The sequence below is a fragment of the Hydrogenophaga sp. GW101-3F08 genome (assembly GCF_059424585.1).
Genome location: NZ_JBWKZP010000001.1, coordinates 802,304 through 820,474, shown reverse-complemented (window position 1 = coordinate 820,474; position 18,171 = coordinate 802,304). Strand labels below are relative to the sequence as shown.

Below are 18,171 nucleotides of genomic sequence, written 5' to 3'. Positions count from 1 at the left end.
TTCATGGGTCTGCCCTTGTCGGCTGGTGGTGGAAGTGAGCACCGTCACTGTATCGGCCTGGGTGGGCCCGCCCTTTTCTTCCCCGCTGCCGCGCTGGCCGTGCTGCGCATGGCTGGATCGGTGTGTACGCAGGTTTCCTCCCTGGCCACACGTGGCCGCCGGGCCGGTGGCGGGGTCTTTCATTCGTTTGCGAGTTGATGTCATGGGCATAAGTATTTCCATCCCGCCCCATCTTGCCCACGTCGCCGGTGAGTCGGCGCCCGACAGGCCCGGCCCCATGTCCATGGACGATGCGGTCTACCGCCTGGTGCACGGAGCGCCGGGCGGTGTGTCCGGGCTGGCCGCGCGCATGGGGGTGCCCTTCGGCACGCTCACCCACAAAGCCAACCCGAACAACACCACGCACCACATGAAGCCGCAGGAGCTGGTGGACGCGCAACTGCTCGGCGGCCAACACCACGCCATGCACGCCATGGCTCACGCCCTGGGCTACACCTGCACCCGCGCCACGCCAGACGCCGCGGGCGGCGATCCGCAAGAGGCCCACATGCAGCTGGCCATGGCCTATTCAGACCTGATTCGCTCGTTCGCTGACGCGGTGCTGGCGGGCAATGAGCAGGTCACGCGCAACCAGATGCGCCGCGCCGAGCACTGCGCGCAAGAAGCCATCGCTTCGATCAACCACGCCATGGCCACGCTGCGCGGCCGCATGCGCCCGGCGCCGAAGGTGGACTACTGACATGCGCCTTGATCTCAAGATGACTGGGCTGGAGGCTGTGCAGAAAGAGCTGGCGCGGCTGGGCGGCAAGGATCTGAAGGCGGCGCAGGTGAAGGCGCTGAACGACACGGGGCACCACATTCGCAAGGCGATGGTGCGCGAGCTGACGGGCGTGTTTGATCGCCCAACGCCGTTCATTGCGCGGTCGCCGAAGTTCGTGGCGGCCACACCCGACGATCTTTCGGTTCGCATCCTGCCCACGGTGGATGCGCGCAACCTGCCGAGCAAGGGCGGCAAGGTGGGCGTCGACCCCCAGCAGGTGCTGCAGGCGCAGGAGTTCGGTGGGCGGCGCGCGCTCAAGAAGAGTGAGTCCGTGATGCGGCGCTCGGGCATCTTGCCGTCGGGCTACCAGACGGCGCTGCCGGCGGAGCCCTACCCGGGCAGCGACGACGGGCGCGGCAACTTCAAGGCGGGCTTCCTGGTCAAGCTGCTGTCGTACCTGCAGGCGTTCGGAGAGCAGGGCTACAGCGCCAACATCACCGACCGATCGGCCAAGCGGCGCAAAGACATCACCGAGTTCAGCAACATCCGATCGCGCCGCCAGGTGCGCCTGATGAATGGGGCTGAGTTCATCATCAGCCGAGGCAAGGGCTCCACGTCAGCGGCGGGCCGGCGCCAGGGCCTGGCTGCGGGCATTTGGGCGCGCACAGGCAAAGAGATCAAGCCCGTGGTGATCTTCACCCAGCCGGGCAACTACACACCGCGCCTGAGCATGGAGCGCATCGCCCAGCAGTCGGGTGCCGAGGACTATCTGGCGAAGCGCCTGCGCTTCCGCATCAGGGAGGCGGCGGGCGTATGAGTTCACGTTGCATGGCTGCGGTGTTTGAGCGCTACCCGGGTGCCGCGGGCGAGTTCGCCCTGGCGCTGGCGCTGGCCGACAACGCGCACGACGACGGATCGCACATCTTCCCTAGCGTGGAGCTCATGGCCCACAAGAGCCGCCAGTCTGTGCGCGCGGTGCAGCTGCACCTTGCCAGGATGCTGGGCAGTGGCTGGCTGCTCAAGGTGCGCAGTGGGGGAGGGCGTGGGCGGTGTGCTGAGTACCGCATCAACCCCGACTGGCTAAAGGGTGCAGATATTGCACCCTTTATTCCAGCGCCCGGGCCTGTGGATAACTCCGTAAAGGGTGCAGATATTGCACCCTTTAAGCCCGAAAAAGGGTGCAATCCGCAGCATCAAAAGGGTGCAATCCACGACACGAAAGGGTGCAATCCACGACATCCCTATATAACCGGAAGAACCTCCATAGGAATAACCCCCCTACCCCCCGCCGAAGCGGGGGGCGCTCACACGGGTGTGGAGAACTCAACCACCCCTGACGGCTTCGAAGCGTTCTTTGCCGCTTACCCTCGCAAGGTCGGCAAGGTGCAGGCGAGGCAGGAGTGGGACAAGCTGGCCCCCGATGAATCGCTTCGCAAGCGCATCGGGCAATCGTTGCGTGCATGGGCTCACACCCCCGAGTGGTCACGCAACGAAGGCCAGTTCATCCCCAAGCCTGCGCGCTGGCTGCGTGAAGCCCGATGGACCGACGAACCAGGTGCAACGCTCACACCGTCGCACTCGGTGCCCAGGTCGCCAATGCCAGAAGCCGCACCGCTCACACCGGAGCAGCTCAAGGCCAACGCAGAGCGGGCAGCGCAGGTTCGTCAATCGTTGGGTCTTCGGCCATCAGCCCGTGCCCACCGGGTGGCGGAAGGGGCGGCAGCGTGATCGCCACCACAGCCGTGGCCCACAGTGTTCGGCTGTCGCCAGCCCGGCAGTCGATGGCCAGCCTGAAACGTCACGGGTCCTCCCGGGGAGGTGCCACTGCGGGTAATTCGCGCCCCGCTCGTGGACTGTTTCGCGATGCTCCTAAGGGGGTTAAGTGAAGGTCGTGCCCATGTTGGATCAGGTGATTTCTCAGGCCGAGTTCGCGGAGGTGATCGGCGTGTCTGAGGCGCGCGTGAGCCAGCTCATGGCAGACGGCGTGCTGGCCCGTGGTGACACAGCCCACAACCTGATCCTGTCGTACTGCGAGCGGCTGCGTGACCAGGCTGCGGGGCGCATGGGCGATTCGATGGGGCTCGACCTGGTGCAAGAGCGGGCCGCCCTTGCTCGCGAGCAGCGGGAGGGGCAGGCCATCAAGAACGCCGTGGCTCGGAAAGAATACGCCCCGGTGGGGTTGCTGGCCGATGTGCTGGGCCAGGCTGCCAGCGCGGTGGTGGGTCGGTTCGATCAGCTTGAGGGCACGATGCGCAAGGCATGCCCGGACCTGCCTGACGAAGCCAAGACCGCCGTGTTGCAGGTGATCACCTCTGCGCGCAATGAGTGGATCCGATCCACGGCGCGGCTGGTGTCCGATAGCGTGGACGCGATGATGGACGCGGACGATGGGGATGGCGATGAAGACGAGCCCTACAGCGAGGGCCTTCCCGTATGACCACCCTGCACCCGCTCGTTCATGCGGAGACGGCTGCGGCCATCAAAGCCGCGGTGCGCATCGGGCTGGAGAGCCTGCGGGCCGAGCCACCGCAGCGCCTGGGCGACTGGGCCCAAGAGCACTTCAAGCTGGCGGGTGAGAGCAGCCACCAGAAGGGCGCCTGGATCGCCTGGCTGTTTCAGGTTGGCATCCTGGACTTCATGAGCGACGACCGCATTGAAGAGCTCGACGTGATGAAGGCCAAGCGCGTTGGCTACACCAAGATGGTCACCGCCAAGATTTGCTACAACATCGCGCACCGCCGTCGCAAGCAGGCGCTCTGGCAGCCCACCGACGACGACCGGGACAGCTACGTCAAGAGCGAGATCGATCCGATCCTTGATCCGGTGAACGGTGTGCAGGCCATCAACAAGGCCCGCAAGCTGGGGAAGGCCCACGAAGACACCATCAAGTACAAGCCGTTCCGAGACAGCGCGCTGCACCTACTGGGCGGCAAGGCCTCGCGTGCCTACCGCCGCATCACGCTGGACGATGCGATTCTTGACGAGATCAGCAAGTTCGACCGAACCATCGAGAAATCAGGCCCGCCCCGCGGCCTCGCTCGCGGCCGGCTGGAGGGCGCGCCGTACCCGAAGCTGATCTGTGGTTCCACGCCGCTGCTCAAAGGCCTGTGCCACATCGAAGACGCCGTGAACGAGTCCGAAGGGCTGGTGCGGTTTCACATCGACTGCATCCACTGCGGTGTTGAGCATCCGCTGATGTGGGGCGGAAAAAAGGTGGCCCACGGTTTCAAGTGGACGCGCGGCCAGCCTGGCACCGTGCACCACGTCTGCCCGCACTGTCGTGAACCCATCACCCAGGCCGACTACATGCCAGCCGGTGTTCCGGTGGGTGGCGCCTGGGTGTGCGAGCGCACCGGCAAGCGCTACGGGCCAGACCGCATCTGGCGAGACAACGCTGGCATGCCATGCACCCCACCGCGCACGCTGGGCGTGCACGTGTGGACGGCCTACAGCCCGCAGCGCGCGTGGTCCGACATCGTTGACGAATTCGAGAAGGCCCTGAAGTCTCTAGAGGCTGGCGACACCGGCCCCATGCAGCTGTTCGTCAATGAGACCCTCGGTGAAACCTGGGAGCTGGCCGGCGAGCGCACCGACGAACACGCCCTGCAGGCCCGCGCCGAACCCTACAAGCTGTGCACCGTGCCCACGGGCGGGCTGGAGTTGACCGCCGGCGTTGACGTGCAGCGCAACCGGTGGGAAATCACCGTGTACGCCTGGGGCAGGGGCATGGAGTCTTGGGTGGTCGACGTTGTCGAGATCGAAGGAAACCCCGCTGTGGATGAAGAGTGGGATGCCGTCACCTTGCAGCTGCAACGCCGGTACCGGCAAGAGTGGCATGGCGGATCTCTGGGGCTTAGCGCGATCAGCATCGATTCTGGTGACCAGACCCAGGCCGTCTACAACTGGGTGGCCAAAGCCCAACACGTGCTGCCCCAGCTGCGCGCCATCAAGGGCGACGGCAATGAGTCCGTGAACATCCTCGGCCCAAGTAGCCTGCAAGAGGTCAACTGGCGCGGGAGGAAACTGCCTCACGGCATCAAGCTGTGGCGCGTCGGCGTCGATGCCGCCAAAGACCTGCTGCTCGGCCAGCTATCCATCCTCAACCCGGGCCCGGGCTACGTGCATTTCAGCGACGAGCTGCCGCGCGAGTTCTACGAACAGCTCACCGCCGAGCAGCGCGTGCTGGCGAAGGTCAACGGGCGCGACGCCTACCGCTGGATCAAGCGCCGCCCTCGCAACGAGCAGCTGGACAACCGAAACTATGCCCTGCACGCGGCCTACGGCCTGGGCATGCACAAGTACAAAGAAGAGAAATGGGCTCGGCTTGAGGCTTCTGTCCAGCCGCCCGTGGACCTGTTTTCGGTCGTTCAAACGCCTGTCGTCAATACCGCTCAGCCGCCTGCGCAGATTGAACTGCCTGGTCCGCACGCTCACCAGGCAGCCTCTCGTCCGGCAGCACCCAGAAAACCCCTCGCCCGCAACTGGTAGACCCATGGCCAACAACCAACCAAAAGACCTGAAAGCCCTGTTGGCAGAAAATCCTGATTTTGTCGACCGGATCTTTGAGTACCTGATTTCCGAGTTTCCGCAGCTTGCTGGCGATCGCGCTCGCGTGCAAAAGGCTCAAACCGCCGTGCGCGCCGAGTTCGCTGGGGAAGAGGTATACATCCAGAAGCGGTCAAGCAGGGACATCGCTGCCGAGGTGCTTCGGTTGTTCAATGGCCGCAACGCCACCGAGGTGGCCAGGCGGCTCGACATTCACCGCGCCACCGTGTACCGCCATCTGAAGCAAGCCGGAAAGTAGTCGCAGTTTTTCCGGGAATTGCGACACGCCAACCGGTAGCGTGCGGGAATGAGCACGCCCGAACAACAGCAGCGCCTTGCGCAACTCAACGCCGCCATCCACTCGGGTGAGCGGACCATCACCGACGCCAAAGGCGCCTCCGTCACCTATCGAAGTCTCGATGAGATGAAGGAAGCGCGGCGTGATCTGGAGTCGCAGATGGCGCCGCCTGGCACACGGCGTCGTGCCGTTGTGGCCCGTGCAACCTTCACCACTCTGCGCGGGGGCTAACCGTCATGCTCAGCAAGCAACTAAGAAAATCCGCTCCAACCTGGCTGGACCGCACCATTGGATGGGTCAGCCCGCGCGCAGGCCTGCGACGAGCCAGCGCCCGGGGCATGCTGAGCCGTGCCTATGAAGGCGCCAGCAGAACAGACGGCTGGCGCCCGCGCCGAGCCGGCGCCAGTGCCCGGGCCGACCACATGGCCGACGCGCGGGAGCTGCGCCACCGCGCTCGTGCGCTGGTCAGCAACGTGCCGTACATCGCGCAGGCTGTCAACGTGATGGTGTCGTGCACCGTTGGCACCGGCATTGTCCCGCGCTGGGTCAACGACAAGGACGGTCTTGTGGCCAGTCGCTGGAAAAGCTGGGGTGTGCATGCCGACTATGACGGCTTGCTCGACATCTATGGTCTGCAGGGCAAAGCCTGGGGCACCATGAAAGTTGATGGTGAAGTGTTGGCCCGCCTGCGAGAGCGGCGCGTTGGCCCCACTGTGGTGCCGCTTCAGATCCAGCTTCTTGAAATCGACTGGCTCGACATGGAGCGCAACGAAGTGCGCGGCTCCAACGAAGTGATTGCGGGCATTGAATACAACCACAGGGGGGAGCGGGTCGCCTACTGGCTGTTCGACCGCCACCCTGGCGACATGGGTTTGCGCGCCACCCTGCGCGAAAGCCAGCGCGTACCGGCCGATGAAATCATTCACCTGTTCAACCCGGCGCGCCCTGGGCAGCAGGCAGGCATTTCGGCGCTCGCGCCAGTCATTCCAACCGTGCGCGACCTGCAGGTTTACGAAGACGCCGAGCAGGCCCGCAAGAACCTAGAAACCCGCATGGGCGCCATTGGCGAATGGGATGAATCGTTGCTTGATGGCGTCACGGTGCCGAAAGTCCCGGCCGGCCAGCCGGAGGGCGCTGCGCCCGCCATGCTGGACCTGGGTGAGCTGGCTGGCGGCGGCATCGTTGGCCTGCCTCCAGGCCTGCGCAACCCAACCTTCATTCAGCCAACATCAGCGCCGGGTTACGTGGACTACGTCAAGGACAAAAAAAAGAACGTTGCATCAGGCGTTGGTGTGCCCTACGAGTTCATGACCGGCGACATGAGCGAGGTCAACTTCAGCAGCTCGCGCGTGCGCACCAACCAATACAAGCGCGACGTGGAGCGTGATCAGTGGACGCTGTTGGTCCCCATATTCTGCGAGCGCATTGCTGCGCGCTGGCTGTCGCTCATGGACCTGGCCGGCATGCCTGCCCCGCAGGGCGTGTATCCCGACTGGACCACGCCCAAGTGGGCCAGCGTCAACCCGCTGCAAGACGTGGCTGCAGACCTTTCGGAAATCAAGGGTGGGCTGTCATCCATCAGCGAAAAAATCCGCCAGCGCGGGTATGACCCGGAGCTGGTGTTCTCCGAACTCAAGACCGACCTGCAACGCCTCAATGCCGACGGCACGCTGCCATTGCTGGCCGCGCTGCTGGGGGCACAAAACCCGCTTGATCTGTTGGCCGCCTTGGGCACCGAAAAAGACGGCTCCAAATAGTCGCAGTTTTTCCGGGATTTGCGACAGACAAACCGGAACACTGCGGTCATGCCTCAAGCCGCAGCACCCAACACCACCAGCCACCAGCGTGACGTGCGAGACCTGCCCGTGCAGGTGCGTGCTGCCACCCTGGTTCCTTCCACCTTCAACGAAGCCGAAAACACCGTCGAGGTGGTCTGGACGCAGGGCGCCACCGTGCGCCGCTTCGACTACTGGGAAGGCAAGCCATACGACGAAGCGCTGGATGTCACCACCGATGCGGTGGACATGGCGCGCTTCGACGCTGGAACAGTTCAGGTGCTCGACGGCCACCGCGTGTATGGCGGTGTCAACGCCATTCTCGGCATTGCTGAGCGCGGCTGGATCGCCAACGGCGAAGGGCGCGCCACCATCCGCCTGAGCCAGCAACCCGAAAAAGCCGGCATCGTGGCCGACATTCGCTCCGGCGTCATCCGCGCCATCAGCTTCGGCTACAGCGTTCAGCAATACGCCATCACCCCTGGCGCCCAGCGCACCGACGGTGGGGTGGTTGACCTGTACCGCGCTGTCCGCTGGACACCGCAAGAAATCTCATTCGTGACCGTTCCCGCCGATGCCGGCGCAGGCACGCGGTCCGCACCCCAAGCCTCGCAACAGCAGGGCGCCCAGCCGGGCGGTCTGCCGTGCGAATTCGTCCGGGCAGCCGCCCATTCATCTGCAACTCAGGAGCAACGCATGCCCCAAGCAATCACGCAGGGCGACGGCGGCACCGCCGACACCCAAAATCCCGCCGCATCCGCTGGCGACACCGCCGCCAACCGCGCCGCACCCGGTGCTGGCGCGCCTGGCGCCGCAGCACCCGCAGCGCCCGCCGCCGACGGCAACCGCGCCGCCGACATCCTGGCCATGTGCCAGCGGCACGGTGCCACCGATCTGGCCCATGGCCTCTTGAGCCAGAACGCCACCATTGACCAGGCCCGCGCCGCCATCCTCGACCGGATGGACGCGCAAGACCAGCAGCGCCGGGGCGGCAGCACGGTCAGCGTGCAGACCGTGCGCGACGAGCACGACACCCGCATGCGCGGCATGGAAGAGGCAATCATGAGCCGCATGGACCCGCGTGCTCAGCTGACCGACCTTGGTCGGCAGTATCGTGGCATGTCGCTGGTGGAGCTGGCGCGCGAGGCTCTTGAAGGCCTGGGCGTCTCCACCCGTGGCCTGTCGCGCAACGAGATCGCGTCCCGCGCCTTCGCGGTGCGTGCGGGCGGCTACCACACCACGGGCGACTTTCCATCGCTGCTGGGTGGCGTTGGTGCCCGCCGTCTGCGCGCTGCCTACGAGCTGGCGCCCAGCACCTTCCAGCTGTGGGCGCGCCAGGCCTCCAACCTGCCCGACTTCCGCATCGCCAACGTGCTGGCGGTGGGCGGCGCCCCTGAGCTGAAGAAACTGAATGAAGCCGGTGAATACACCTACGGCACCATCAGCGAAGACGCAACCGGCTACCGCGCCTTCAGCTACGGCCGCGCCATCGGCCTCACGCGCCAGATGTTCGTCAACGACGATCTTGGCTCGTTTGACCGCCTGCTGTCCCGCTTTGGCGAGTCGGCCCGCCGCCTGGAAAACCGCCTGGTGTACGACCAGATCACCGGCAACCCGGTCATGCAAGACGGCACCGCGCTGTTCCACGCCACGCACGGCAACCTGCTGGCATCCGCCAGCCTGTTCTCGCTCGACAACATGAAGGTGCTGCGCAAGCAGATGCGCAAACAAAAGGATCTGGACGGCAAGACCGCCCTGAACCTGGCGCCCGCGTACCTGATCGTGCCGTCCGATCTGGAGCAAGACGCCTACGCCTTCACCAGCAACAACTACGTGCCGGCCAAAGTTTCCGACGTGAACGAGTTCCGATCTGGTGGCCGCACCGCTGTGGAGCCCATCGTAGAACCACTGCTCGATGAAGTCAGCACCACCGCCTGGTACATGGCGGCCCGCAACGGCCAGATCGACACCGTCGAATACGCCTACGTCGACGGCTCCGAAGGCGTGCGCACTGAAACCTTCGCCAGCGAAGACATCGACGGCGTCAAGGTCCGCGCCACGCTGGACTTCGCCGCCAAGGTCATCGACTGGAAAGGCTTCCAGAAAGCCAACGGCACGGCCTAAGGCCACTGAGGCAGGCCGGCGCATCCGCTGGCCTGCCGTCGACAACACCCCCATTGGAGAAAACCATGAAGAATTTTGTGCAACCGGGCAACGTCATCGAAGTGCCGTCGGCAGCTGCTGCTGTCGACTCTGGCCAGGTGGTCATCATCGGCGCCCACATCGGCATTGCCAACCACGGCGCCGCCATTGGCGAGCCCTACAACGCCACGCTGGATGGCGTGTTTGAAGTGCCCAAGGCCACCGGCTCTGCATGGACGCTGGGCCTGCCCCTCATGTGGGACGCCTCTGTATCGGCGTTCACTGTGGTGGGTACGCCCGCCACGGGCGACGTCACCGCCGGTGGTGCCACCGCCTTTGTGGCTGCCGGCAGCGCCGACGCCACAGGCTACGTCCGCCTTGCTGGCATCCCCGGAACCGTCGCCTAAACGCCGCCATGTTGCTTGCTACCGACCGCCTCTCTCGCATCAATGGTGCGGTCGAGCGTGCACATGCCAACGTCGAAGTCGTGCACAACGGCGGCGAGCCCTTCGGCGCCATCCTCGACCGCGCAGCGTCCGACCCGTTCGGCACCCGTGTGGTCGATGCCTCCACCATGGTGCTCAGCTTCATCGCCTCGCGGGCCCCTGGGCTCGTGGAGGGCGGCGAGCTGCTGGTCAACGGCGTGGCCCACACCGTCACCGGTGGTGTGCAGCCAGACGAAACCGGCTGGCTCGTGGTCAACGTCTACCCCAAGGCCTGACCATGATCGCCTTACTCGACCCCATCAAAGCCCGCCTGCAGCTGCTCCCCGCCGTCGCCGGCTGGGCGCTGTTCACCGCGGCGGAAGAGGGCGCCCGCCAGGCTGTTCCCCGTGCCGCCATCGGCTTCAGTTCGGCGCGCGTCGTCGGTGTCCACACCACCGCCGCCCGGGTAGAGCCCAGCCTTGCCATCACCCTCGTCGTCAAGCGCGGCTCGGGCGCTGCTGCGGCGCTGGAGGCGGCCATGGGCGCCGTCATCGAGCAGCTGCACAACTGGTTCCCCGGCGAACACGGCGGGCGCAGCTGGGAGCCCATGCGCCTGGCGCAGATCACCGACCCCGACTTCGACAGCGAAGAAGGCCTCATCGGCCTGACCCTCGCCTTCACCACCCAGGCCCTCTACCCCGGCCAACCCTGAACACCACCACCGGAGCACCCCACCATGGCCATCCAGCACGTCCAAAACCAGTACCTCATCCCCCGCGGCCGCGTCTACTTTGACCCGTATGACGCCAACGAAGAGCTGACCGGCGAAATCCCCCTCGGCAACTGCCCCGGCATCAACATCAGCATCTCCAGCGAGAAGAGCGAGCACTACAGCTCCGAAGCCGGCCTGCGCGAGAAAGACGGCGCCTGGGTGGTGCAGGTCGACCGCACCGGCTCCGTCACCTGCGACAACTTCAGCCCGCAGAACGCCGCCCTCTGGCTCTCCGGCACCTACGAAGCCAAGACCCAAACCGCCGTCGCCGTCACCGGCGAGGTGCGCGCCGTGATCCTGGGCCGCCAATACCAGCTCGGTGCCACCAGCGCCAACCCGCTGGGCGTGCGCAACGTGACTGGCGTCACCGTGAAGAACACCGCCGAAACCACCACCTACACCGCCGGCACCGACTACAACGTCGACCTCGAAACCGGCCGCGTGCAGATCCTGGAAGGCGGCACCATCGTCGCTGGCGACGTGCACTTCGGCTACACCCCGGTTGCCGCCGCCTTCGAGTCCGTCAAGTCCGGCGCCGTGGCCGAGCTGCAGGGCGCCCTGCGCGTTGTGTCCAGCAACGCAGCCGGCGGCAACCGCGACTGGTACCTGCCCAAGGTGACGCTGGCCCCCGAGGGTGACCTCGCCCTCATTGCCGAAGGCACCGACGTCGTGCAGATGACCTTCGGCCTCGAAGTGCTCAAGCCCGCCAACGCCGAAGCCATCTACTGCGACGGCCGCCCCGTCGTCGTCGCCTGACCTTGAGCCCAAGCCGCCACCCGGCCCCAGCGGCCAGGGTGGTGCGACGCATGCGGCCTTGCCGGCCGCCCGCCTGAGACAGCCAGGCCGCATCCGTCGCACCCAGAGCAAAAAACCAAACCGAGACCGCCCGTGGCCATCAAGCCCATTCAGATCCTGATCAACGCCAAGGACAATGCGTCCGGGGTGTTCGACAAGCTGCAAAACAAGGTGGCCGCCGCCGGCGTTGCCATCCTCGGCTACTTCGGGATCAAGTCGTTTTTCGGGGCGGTGCAAGGCGCTGCCGAACTGGAGGCCAAACTCTCCGAGGTGCAGGCCGTCAGCGGTGCCACGGCTGACGAAATGCAGCGCATGCGCCAGGCTGCGGAAGAGGCCGGCGCCAGTACCAAGTTCACCGCCACACAAAGCGCCGAGGCGCTGGGCAACCTGGCCCGGGCTGGCCTGGATGTAAACCAGTCCATCGCGGCACTTCCTGGCGTGCTGGCGCTGGCGCAGGCTGGTGATATTGAGCTTGCCGAGTCCGCCGAGATCACCACCAAGGCGCTGGCGGGTTTTGGGCTTGAGGCTGAGAAATCTGGCCTCATCGCCGACGTGCTCGCCAAAGGCGCCAACGCATCGAACACCAGTGTGCTCGGCCTGGCCCAGGGCCTGAGCTACGCGGCGCCCACCGCGAAGTCCCTCAACCTGTCGCTCGAAACCACGGTGGCGTTGCTGGGCAAGTTTGCCGATGGTGGCATCGACGCCAGCCGCGGCGGCACCGCGCTCAATGCGATCTTGTCGCAGTTCCTGAACCCGGCGAGCAAGTTCCGCCAAGAGCTGGCGGCCATGGGTATCGTCACGGGGGATTTCGAGCAAGCACTGCACCAGATGGCCGCTGCTGGCCCTGGTGCTGGAAAGGCCATTTTGGCCGTTGGCAACGAAGCTGGCCCAGCCCTGCGCTCGCTGCTCAACCAGGGCGTCGGCGCGTTCGACGAACTCAAGGCCGCCCTGGATGGCGCAGGCGGCAGCGCCGCCGCAACGGCCGCCACCATGGAAAACAACCTGCTTGGGTCCATGCGTGGCTTGGGTAGCGTTTGGGAGACCGTCAAGAACGGGCTCACCACACCCGTCTTGCCGGTGCTCAGGGAGGGCGTGGTACGGCTCACCACCGCCCTGCGCGGCGCCGTCGCCGACGGCACCATCGGCAAGTTCGGCGAAGCCATCGCCGCGTCCTTCAAGTCCGGCATCGAGTGGGTGCGCCAGTTCCTGGCCACAGTCGATTTCACGCAGGTGGCCGCCGACATGCGTGGCTTCGCCGATCGCACCAAAGAGGTGTTCGACGAAATCGGCCAGTACGCCAGCAACGCCGGCAACATCGTCAAGACCGCCTACGGAGTGATGTCCAGCGGGACGAATGCGGTGCTCGCTGCCATCTACGGCATCGGCACCGTGTTCGCCGAGGTCGCCAGCAAGGTCATGAGCGGCATCGCGCTGCTGCGCGAAGGCTTGTCCAGGGTGACGTTTGGCGGCCTGTCCGCCGGCTTCAAAGAGGCGGCCGAAGATGCGCGCGAAAGCGCGGGCGCCTTCGGTGCCGTGGCCGACGCCATGCGCGACAAGGCCACCACCGCCATGGGCGCTGTTGCCGATGGCGCCGTCATTGCGCGCAAAGGCTGGGCCGGCCTCACCACCGAAGTTGGAAAGTCCACCAAGGCGGCCGACGCCTCCAGCAAGGCCATGGCCTCCATGGCCGAGCAGATCGAGAAAGTGGGCCGTGAAGCTGCCGCTGCCCGCAAGGTCACGACGGAAAAGAAAGAGGCCGACGAAGCCGCCGCCAAAGCCATCAATCAGCTGAAGTCCGAATACCGCTCTCTCGTTGCCAGCGGCGACCTGCAGGGCGCTGCGCAAAAAATCGAGCAGATCAACAAGGCACTGCGCGGCATGCCGTCTGCCGCTGGCGATGCGGCGAAGGCCGCCCAAGAAAAGGCCGATGCCATCGCCGCGGCGTTTGAGCGCATGGGCATTCAGAGCAGGAGCGCTCTGAAGCAAATCGCGGACACCGCAAAAGCTGATCTTGATCTCATCAAGTCCAGCAACGAGGCCACTGCGGATGATCTCGCCAAGGCGTGGAAGACCGCCGCTGATGCGGCCATCGCCGCCGGTGACGGCGTTGCTCCGGCGTGGGTGAATGCTCAGGCGGGCATGAGTGGGTTCAGGGTGGAAGCGGATGAAACCGGCAGAGCCGTCGTCAGCGCGGCGAACAAAGCCGCCAGCGCCGTTGGCGGTATTGGCAGCGCAGCCAAGGGTGCCGCGTCGGACTTCGGGGGGGCCGGCCAGCAGATCATCAGGACCGCCGAAGACATTGCCGCTGCCACCGCCCGGGCCTTCGGCCAGGGGACCGTCAGCCAGGGTCAGATCGACGAGGCCAACCGCCAGCTCGCTGAAACCGCCAAGCGCTACAGCAGGCCGGGCGATGGCTCTGCGGACAAAGACAACCCGGGTCGGGGCAGCCCGTACGCCCGTCCGGGCCAGGACCCGCGCAACGCGAGCGGCCAAACCCAGGCTGAATACGAGCGCGGCCAAAAGCTGGCCGGACAGGCCGCGTCAGACGAAAGCCTGCGCTTCGAAATGATGGCCAAGCTCCAGCAAGGCACGCTCACCAAAGAAGACATCCCCGCCCTGCGCGCGCTGGTCGACACGCTCAAGACCAACCAGGCTGTTTTCGACAGCCTGCCCATCGGTCTTGCCAGTCTCGAAGGCCTTGCGGATGACAGGAAGTGGGCGGCGGTGCGCACCGGGTTCGAGCAGGCCATCACCACGCTTGGCGGTGGGTCTGGTACTGGCGCCACCGCCGTGGGCCGCCGTGTCGTCTACGACCTGCGCATCAACGACGACCCATACCCCATCAAGATCGACGAAGACGACCGCGAAAGCGCCAGCAACATGGACGCCTTCATGGCCCGCCTCGCGCGCGACAAACGCAGGGCCGCCCCATGAGCGATTACCACACCCTCGGTGCCGTCCAGATCCCGCGCGGTCTCGTGTGGGTCGATGAATTCGACTGGAACGTGCTGGAGACCGCATCCGAACGCGGCATCACCGGCGCCAACATCATCGACGCCGCCGAAAACATCGGCGGGCGCCCCATCACCCTACAGGGTAGCGACAGCGCCGGCTGGCTCACCCGCGCCACCCTGGTCACCCTGCACACCATGGCCAGCGCCCTCGATGTGGACGACGAACCCGAGGTCTACACCCTCACCCTGGCCGACGGCCGCGTCTACAGCGTCATCTTCGCGCCCGGCAAGAAATTCAGCGCCAAGCCCATCGGCCGCCCAGAGCTGTCCACCGAGCCCAACCCCTACGTCGTCACCATCCCGCTCGAAACGGTCGGGTGAGGCGCAGACAACCACCAGGCCACCACCATGACCACCGAAGCACCAGCGGGCCCTGTGCCCATGCCGCCCGCACCGCCAAGCCAGACCGGCTGGATCGCCCGCGTTCGCGCGTGGTTCGCCGCATCGGTGGCCGCGGTCAAAGCCGCCATCGCGCCGGCCACGCATATCGAAGCGCCCGCGGCGGGTGGGGCGCGTGCGTGGCTGGTGGCGGTCGGACTGATCTCCAGGCTGCTGGGCAAGGTGCGCGGGTGGATCTCCAGCGCCCGCGCCGCGCTGTCCAGCGTATGGGCTTCGGTGCCCGCCGCCTGGGCCGGGCTCACCGACCGCGTGGGCAGATCGCCGTGGTTGATTGGCCTGCCCGTGGGCCTGCTGGTGCTGGTGATCGGCCTCGTTTCCATCATCAACGATCCATTCAAGACCCGCGCCACCCAGCCTGCCACGCCCGCTGTGGCCGCGCAGCCAGCCACCGAGCTGCTGGACCGCGTGGCCGCGCTGGAGGCCGACGTGGTGGATCTTCGGGGCCGCATCGCCGACCTGAAAAGCGCCCAGCCGCTGCAGGCCGCAGCGCCCAGCCGCTCGGTGGCCACCAGCCCAGCCGGGCGCAGCGCCCGCGCACCAGCCGCAGCACCCACCCAGCCGGACCACCAGCAGCCCGCCACCTGGGGCACCACCGATCTCGACCGAGAAATCACCCAGTTCTCCACCACCCTGCAGGAGCCCACGAAATGAAACGAACCCTCATCACCATCGCGCTCGCGGCCCTGGCCGCCTTCGGCCTGAGCGCCTGCCAGACCAACCCCGCCAAGCCCGCCGCCGAGCAGCCGGTGGCCGTGGCGCCCGCGCCCACCAAGACCCTGGTGGAGATGCAGTACGAGCTCGACAAAGCCGCCATGGAGCTGGAGAACCTGCGCACCATGGCCCTCATCAAGTTCGGAGCGGAGTCCGGCAACGACTTCGCCAAAGGCATCGTCGCTGGAATGATCAATGGTGGTGGTGGCAGCTCCCAGGCCGCACCGGCCGCGCAGCGCCCATCGTTCGTGCAGATCGCGCAGCAACAGCAGCAGCACGCCGCCGAAGTCGATCTGCGTCGCGCCGAGCTGGCCGAGCGCACCAGCCTGTGGAACCGCGGCCTGCAGGTCACCGACCGCGTGCTGGGCTTCAAGATGTTCAGCAAAGGGCTTGACCAGGAACGCTACCGCATCGACACGTCGAACGGTCAACAGCGCTACCTCTTCGACACCCTGCGCGGCACCCAGCAAGACGGTTACGGCTTCAGCAACGGCGCCTACAGCGCAGGCAGCACAGCCACGCTCAACGGCGTGGCCGCAGGCCGCCAGCCGGCCGCCACGTCCACCGAAACCACCACCCCCGCCGAGTAACCCATGACCATCGCATCCGACGACATCGGGCTGTTCTACTCGTCCGTCAACGCCGACGTGCCGGAAGGCGGCGGCGCGGCCACCGGGGTGGAGGTGGTGGACGGCGCGAGCAACAACGTGTTCCCCGACCCGAGCACGGACGATCACGTATCTGGCCGCTTCCGCCTGCGCAAGCTGTTCGGCGCCGCGCGCACCGACAACACCGACTTGCTGCTCGGCGCGTCCGTGGTCGTGCTCGAAAACTACGCCGACCCGCTGGTCAACCTGCTGCTGTTCGAGACCGCTGGATGGTTTGACACGCGCACCGAGGCCAAGGCCGCGATCGAGGCCTATCTCGTCAAAGGGCCGAAGCTCACGTGCCGCATCCAGGACACGCAGTTCACCGGCGCCAACCTGCTGCAGCTCTACAACATCGCCCCCGCCACCGGCTTCCCCGTGGGTGGCGACACGATCGTGGTGCGCAACCCGAACGGGACTGAGGAATACCTGCAGATCCTGAAGACCACCACCAGCACCATGGATGTGCCGGTTGGTGGCGATGTCATCCCAGTCAATTTTTGCAACTGCACGCTCAGCACCGTCCTGCCGTTTGACGTGCTGGGCGCGCCGATCCAGGAATCCACGCCCAGCGGCACCAGCTATGCCGTGGTCCACAGCACGGCACAGAGCCAGGGCGTCAAATTCCACACCATCAAACCCCTGGCGCTGCCCGCGTCGGTGGGGGACAAGTCGGTCACGGTGGCGGGCGGCATCTACTCGCCACTCATCCCGGCCAGCACGGTGGACAACCCAATCACCGACCTGTACCCGCTCGTCACGCGGCCCACGCTCTCGCGCACCGCCTCGGGCGTGCTCACGCTGCCCGCCGTCACGCTCACGCTCTCGCCCGGCACCGTCTTGCAGCTGCCCACCGCGGTGGAGCCCGGCACGCTGACCATGACGCACGGCGCCACGGCCTTCACCACCAACGCCGCGGGCGACTTGCTGCAGGGCACCACCGTGGTGGGCACGGTCGACGCCAAGCTGCGCACGCTCACCATGGCCGGCACCGCGCCCGCCTACGGAAGCGCCAGCAACACCCTGGCCTACAAACCGGCTACCGTGACCGGCGCCACGGCGCACAGCGCCGCCATCGAGATCACCACGGCCAACCAGGGCCTGGGCTGGGTGCAGCCGCTGGACCCGCCGCCCGCTCCGGGCACGCTCACCGTCAGCTACATGGCGCAAGGGCGCTGGTACGACCTGGTCGAAGACGGTACCGGCAAGCTCTCCGGCGCCGCCAGCAACTACGGCGGCGGTAGCCTCACCTTCGTCACCGGATCGTTGTTGCTGACCCTGGGCGCTTTGCCCGACGTGGGCAGTCTGATCATCTTCACGTGGGGCGAGGCCGACAGCGCCCGCCAGGCCACCGGCCTGCCGTCGCGCGCCTGGACCAAGATCGCGCTGGCCACGCAGCCGCAGCCCGGCACGCTCTCGATCAGCTGGCCCACCGGCGCGGGCGGCACCGGCGTGCAGACCGCCACCGTGGCGGCCAATGGCACCGTCACCGGCCCGGCCCAGGTGGGCGCGGTGGAGCGCGTCGACGGTGGCGGCTACCTGCTGCCGTTCTCGCCCGACACACTGCCCACCGGCCCGGTGGACATCAGCTACACAGCGGCGGCCGAAGAAGCCGGATTCACGAACGACGGCGGCGGGCAATACACGCTCAGCACACCGCCGCTGGCAGGCTCGGTGCGTTTCAACGTGGTCGGCACGGTGGGAAGCACGGCCAAGGTGTACCCCTGCCGCAGCGTGGGCACCGACGTGTACACGGGCACCACGCTCATTGGCCAGATCAACAACGGCACCGGCGTGATGCTGCTCAACGGGGCGAGCGCCATCACGGTCACGCGCCACACCAAAACCAAGCACCTGGCGACGCTGCCGACGGTGAGCATGGGGTAAA

General features: G+C 66.3%; 18 protein-coding genes. All 18 read left to right on the top strand.

Features of this window, described 5'->3' with window-relative positions; translation table 11 throughout:
• Window positions 1-277: 277 nt before the first annotated feature.
• The 18 genes from AC07YZ_RS04115 (at window position 278) to AC07YZ_RS04030 (ending at window position 18,170) form a co-directional block, all read left to right on the top strand.
• Window positions 278-739 (top strand): phage regulatory CII family protein, encoded by a 462-nt coding sequence (locus AC07YZ_RS04115; protein WP_494793798.1) that lies wholly within the window; start codon window positions 278-280, stop codon window positions 737-739.
• A 1-nt stretch (window position 740) separates the two neighbouring features.
• Entirely contained in the window at window positions 741-1,577 is an 837-nt protein-coding gene (locus tag AC07YZ_RS04110) for a hypothetical protein (RefSeq protein ID WP_494793797.1), read from the top strand.
• An 11-nt stretch (window positions 1,578-1,588) separates the two neighbouring features.
• Entirely contained in the window at window positions 1,589-2,488 is a 900-nt protein-coding gene (locus AC07YZ_RS04105) for an LvrA C-terminal domain-related protein (RefSeq protein WP_494793796.1), read from the top strand.
• A 154-nt stretch (window positions 2,489-2,642) separates the two neighbouring features.
• On the top strand, window positions 2,643-3,197 hold the full coding sequence (locus AC07YZ_RS04100; protein WP_494793795.1) for a hypothetical protein: 555 nt from the start codon (window positions 2,643-2,645) through the stop codon (window positions 3,195-3,197).
• A complete protein-coding gene (locus tag AC07YZ_RS04095; protein ID WP_494793794.1) occupies window positions 3,194-5,248 on the top strand; it encodes a phage terminase large subunit family protein in 2,055 nt (684 codons plus the stop codon). Before AC07YZ_RS04100 ends, AC07YZ_RS04095 begins: the two co-directional genes overlap by 4 nt.
• A gap of 4 nt (window positions 5,249-5,252) precedes the next feature.
• Window positions 5,253-5,564, top strand: a complete 312-nt coding sequence (locus AC07YZ_RS04090; RefSeq protein ID WP_494793793.1) for a helix-turn-helix domain-containing protein — start codon at window positions 5,253-5,255, stop codon at window positions 5,562-5,564.
• Window positions 5,565-5,612: 48 nt separating this feature from the next.
• A complete protein-coding gene (locus tag AC07YZ_RS04085; protein WP_210822290.1) occupies window positions 5,613-5,834 on the top strand; it encodes a phage head-tail joining protein in 222 nt (73 codons plus the stop codon).
• Window positions 5,835-5,839: 5 nt separating this feature from the next.
• The gene (locus AC07YZ_RS04080; RefSeq protein ID WP_494793792.1) at window positions 5,840-7,360 is read left to right on the top strand and encodes a phage portal protein; all 1,521 of its coding nucleotides are present in this window, start codon (window positions 5,840-5,842) and stop codon (window positions 7,358-7,360) included.
• A 48-nt stretch (window positions 7,361-7,408) separates the two neighbouring features.
• Window positions 7,409-9,502 (top strand): prohead protease/major capsid protein fusion protein, encoded by a 2,094-nt coding sequence (locus AC07YZ_RS04075; protein WP_494793791.1) that lies wholly within the window; start codon window positions 7,409-7,411, stop codon window positions 9,500-9,502.
• 65 nt (window positions 9,503-9,567) lie between these two features.
• Window positions 9,568-9,927, top strand: a complete 360-nt coding sequence (locus AC07YZ_RS04070; RefSeq protein ID WP_210825272.1) for a DUF2190 family protein — start codon at window positions 9,568-9,570, stop codon at window positions 9,925-9,927.
• A gap of 8 nt (window positions 9,928-9,935) precedes the next feature.
• Window positions 9,936-10,241: a head-tail joining protein gene (locus AC07YZ_RS04065; RefSeq protein WP_494793790.1), complete on the top strand. Its 306-nt coding sequence runs from the start codon at window positions 9,936-9,938 to the stop codon at window positions 10,239-10,241.
• A gap of 2 nt (window positions 10,242-10,243) precedes the next feature.
• The gene (locus tag AC07YZ_RS04060; RefSeq protein ID WP_494793789.1) at window positions 10,244-10,657 is read left to right on the top strand and encodes a hypothetical protein; all 414 of its coding nucleotides are present in this window, start codon (window positions 10,244-10,246) and stop codon (window positions 10,655-10,657) included.
• A 24-nt stretch (window positions 10,658-10,681) separates the two neighbouring features.
• Window positions 10,682-11,473, top strand: a complete 792-nt coding sequence (locus AC07YZ_RS04055) for a phage tail tube protein (protein ID WP_494793788.1) — start codon at window positions 10,682-10,684, stop codon at window positions 11,471-11,473.
• A gap of 132 nt (window positions 11,474-11,605) precedes the next feature.
• Window positions 11,606-14,446, top strand: coding sequence for a phage tail tape measure protein (locus AC07YZ_RS04050; protein ID WP_494793787.1), 2,841 nt, complete (start codon window positions 11,606-11,608; stop codon window positions 14,444-14,446).
• Window positions 14,443-14,847, top strand: a complete 405-nt coding sequence (locus AC07YZ_RS04045) for a hypothetical protein (protein ID WP_494793786.1) — start codon at window positions 14,443-14,445, stop codon at window positions 14,845-14,847. Before AC07YZ_RS04050 ends, AC07YZ_RS04045 begins: the two co-directional genes overlap by 4 nt.
• 27 nt (window positions 14,848-14,874) lie before the next feature.
• Entirely contained in the window at window positions 14,875-15,576 is a 702-nt protein-coding gene (locus AC07YZ_RS04040; RefSeq protein WP_494793785.1) for a hypothetical protein, read from the top strand.
• On the top strand, window positions 15,573-16,226 hold the full coding sequence (locus AC07YZ_RS04035) for a hypothetical protein (protein WP_494793784.1): 654 nt from the start codon (window positions 15,573-15,575) through the stop codon (window positions 16,224-16,226). The genes AC07YZ_RS04040 and AC07YZ_RS04035 overlap by 4 nt, the downstream gene beginning before the upstream one ends.
• A 3-nt stretch (window positions 16,227-16,229) precedes the next feature.
• A complete protein-coding gene (locus AC07YZ_RS04030; RefSeq protein WP_494793783.1) occupies window positions 16,230-18,170 on the top strand; it encodes a hypothetical protein in 1,941 nt (646 codons plus the stop codon).
• Window position 18,171: the final 1 nt, after the last annotated feature.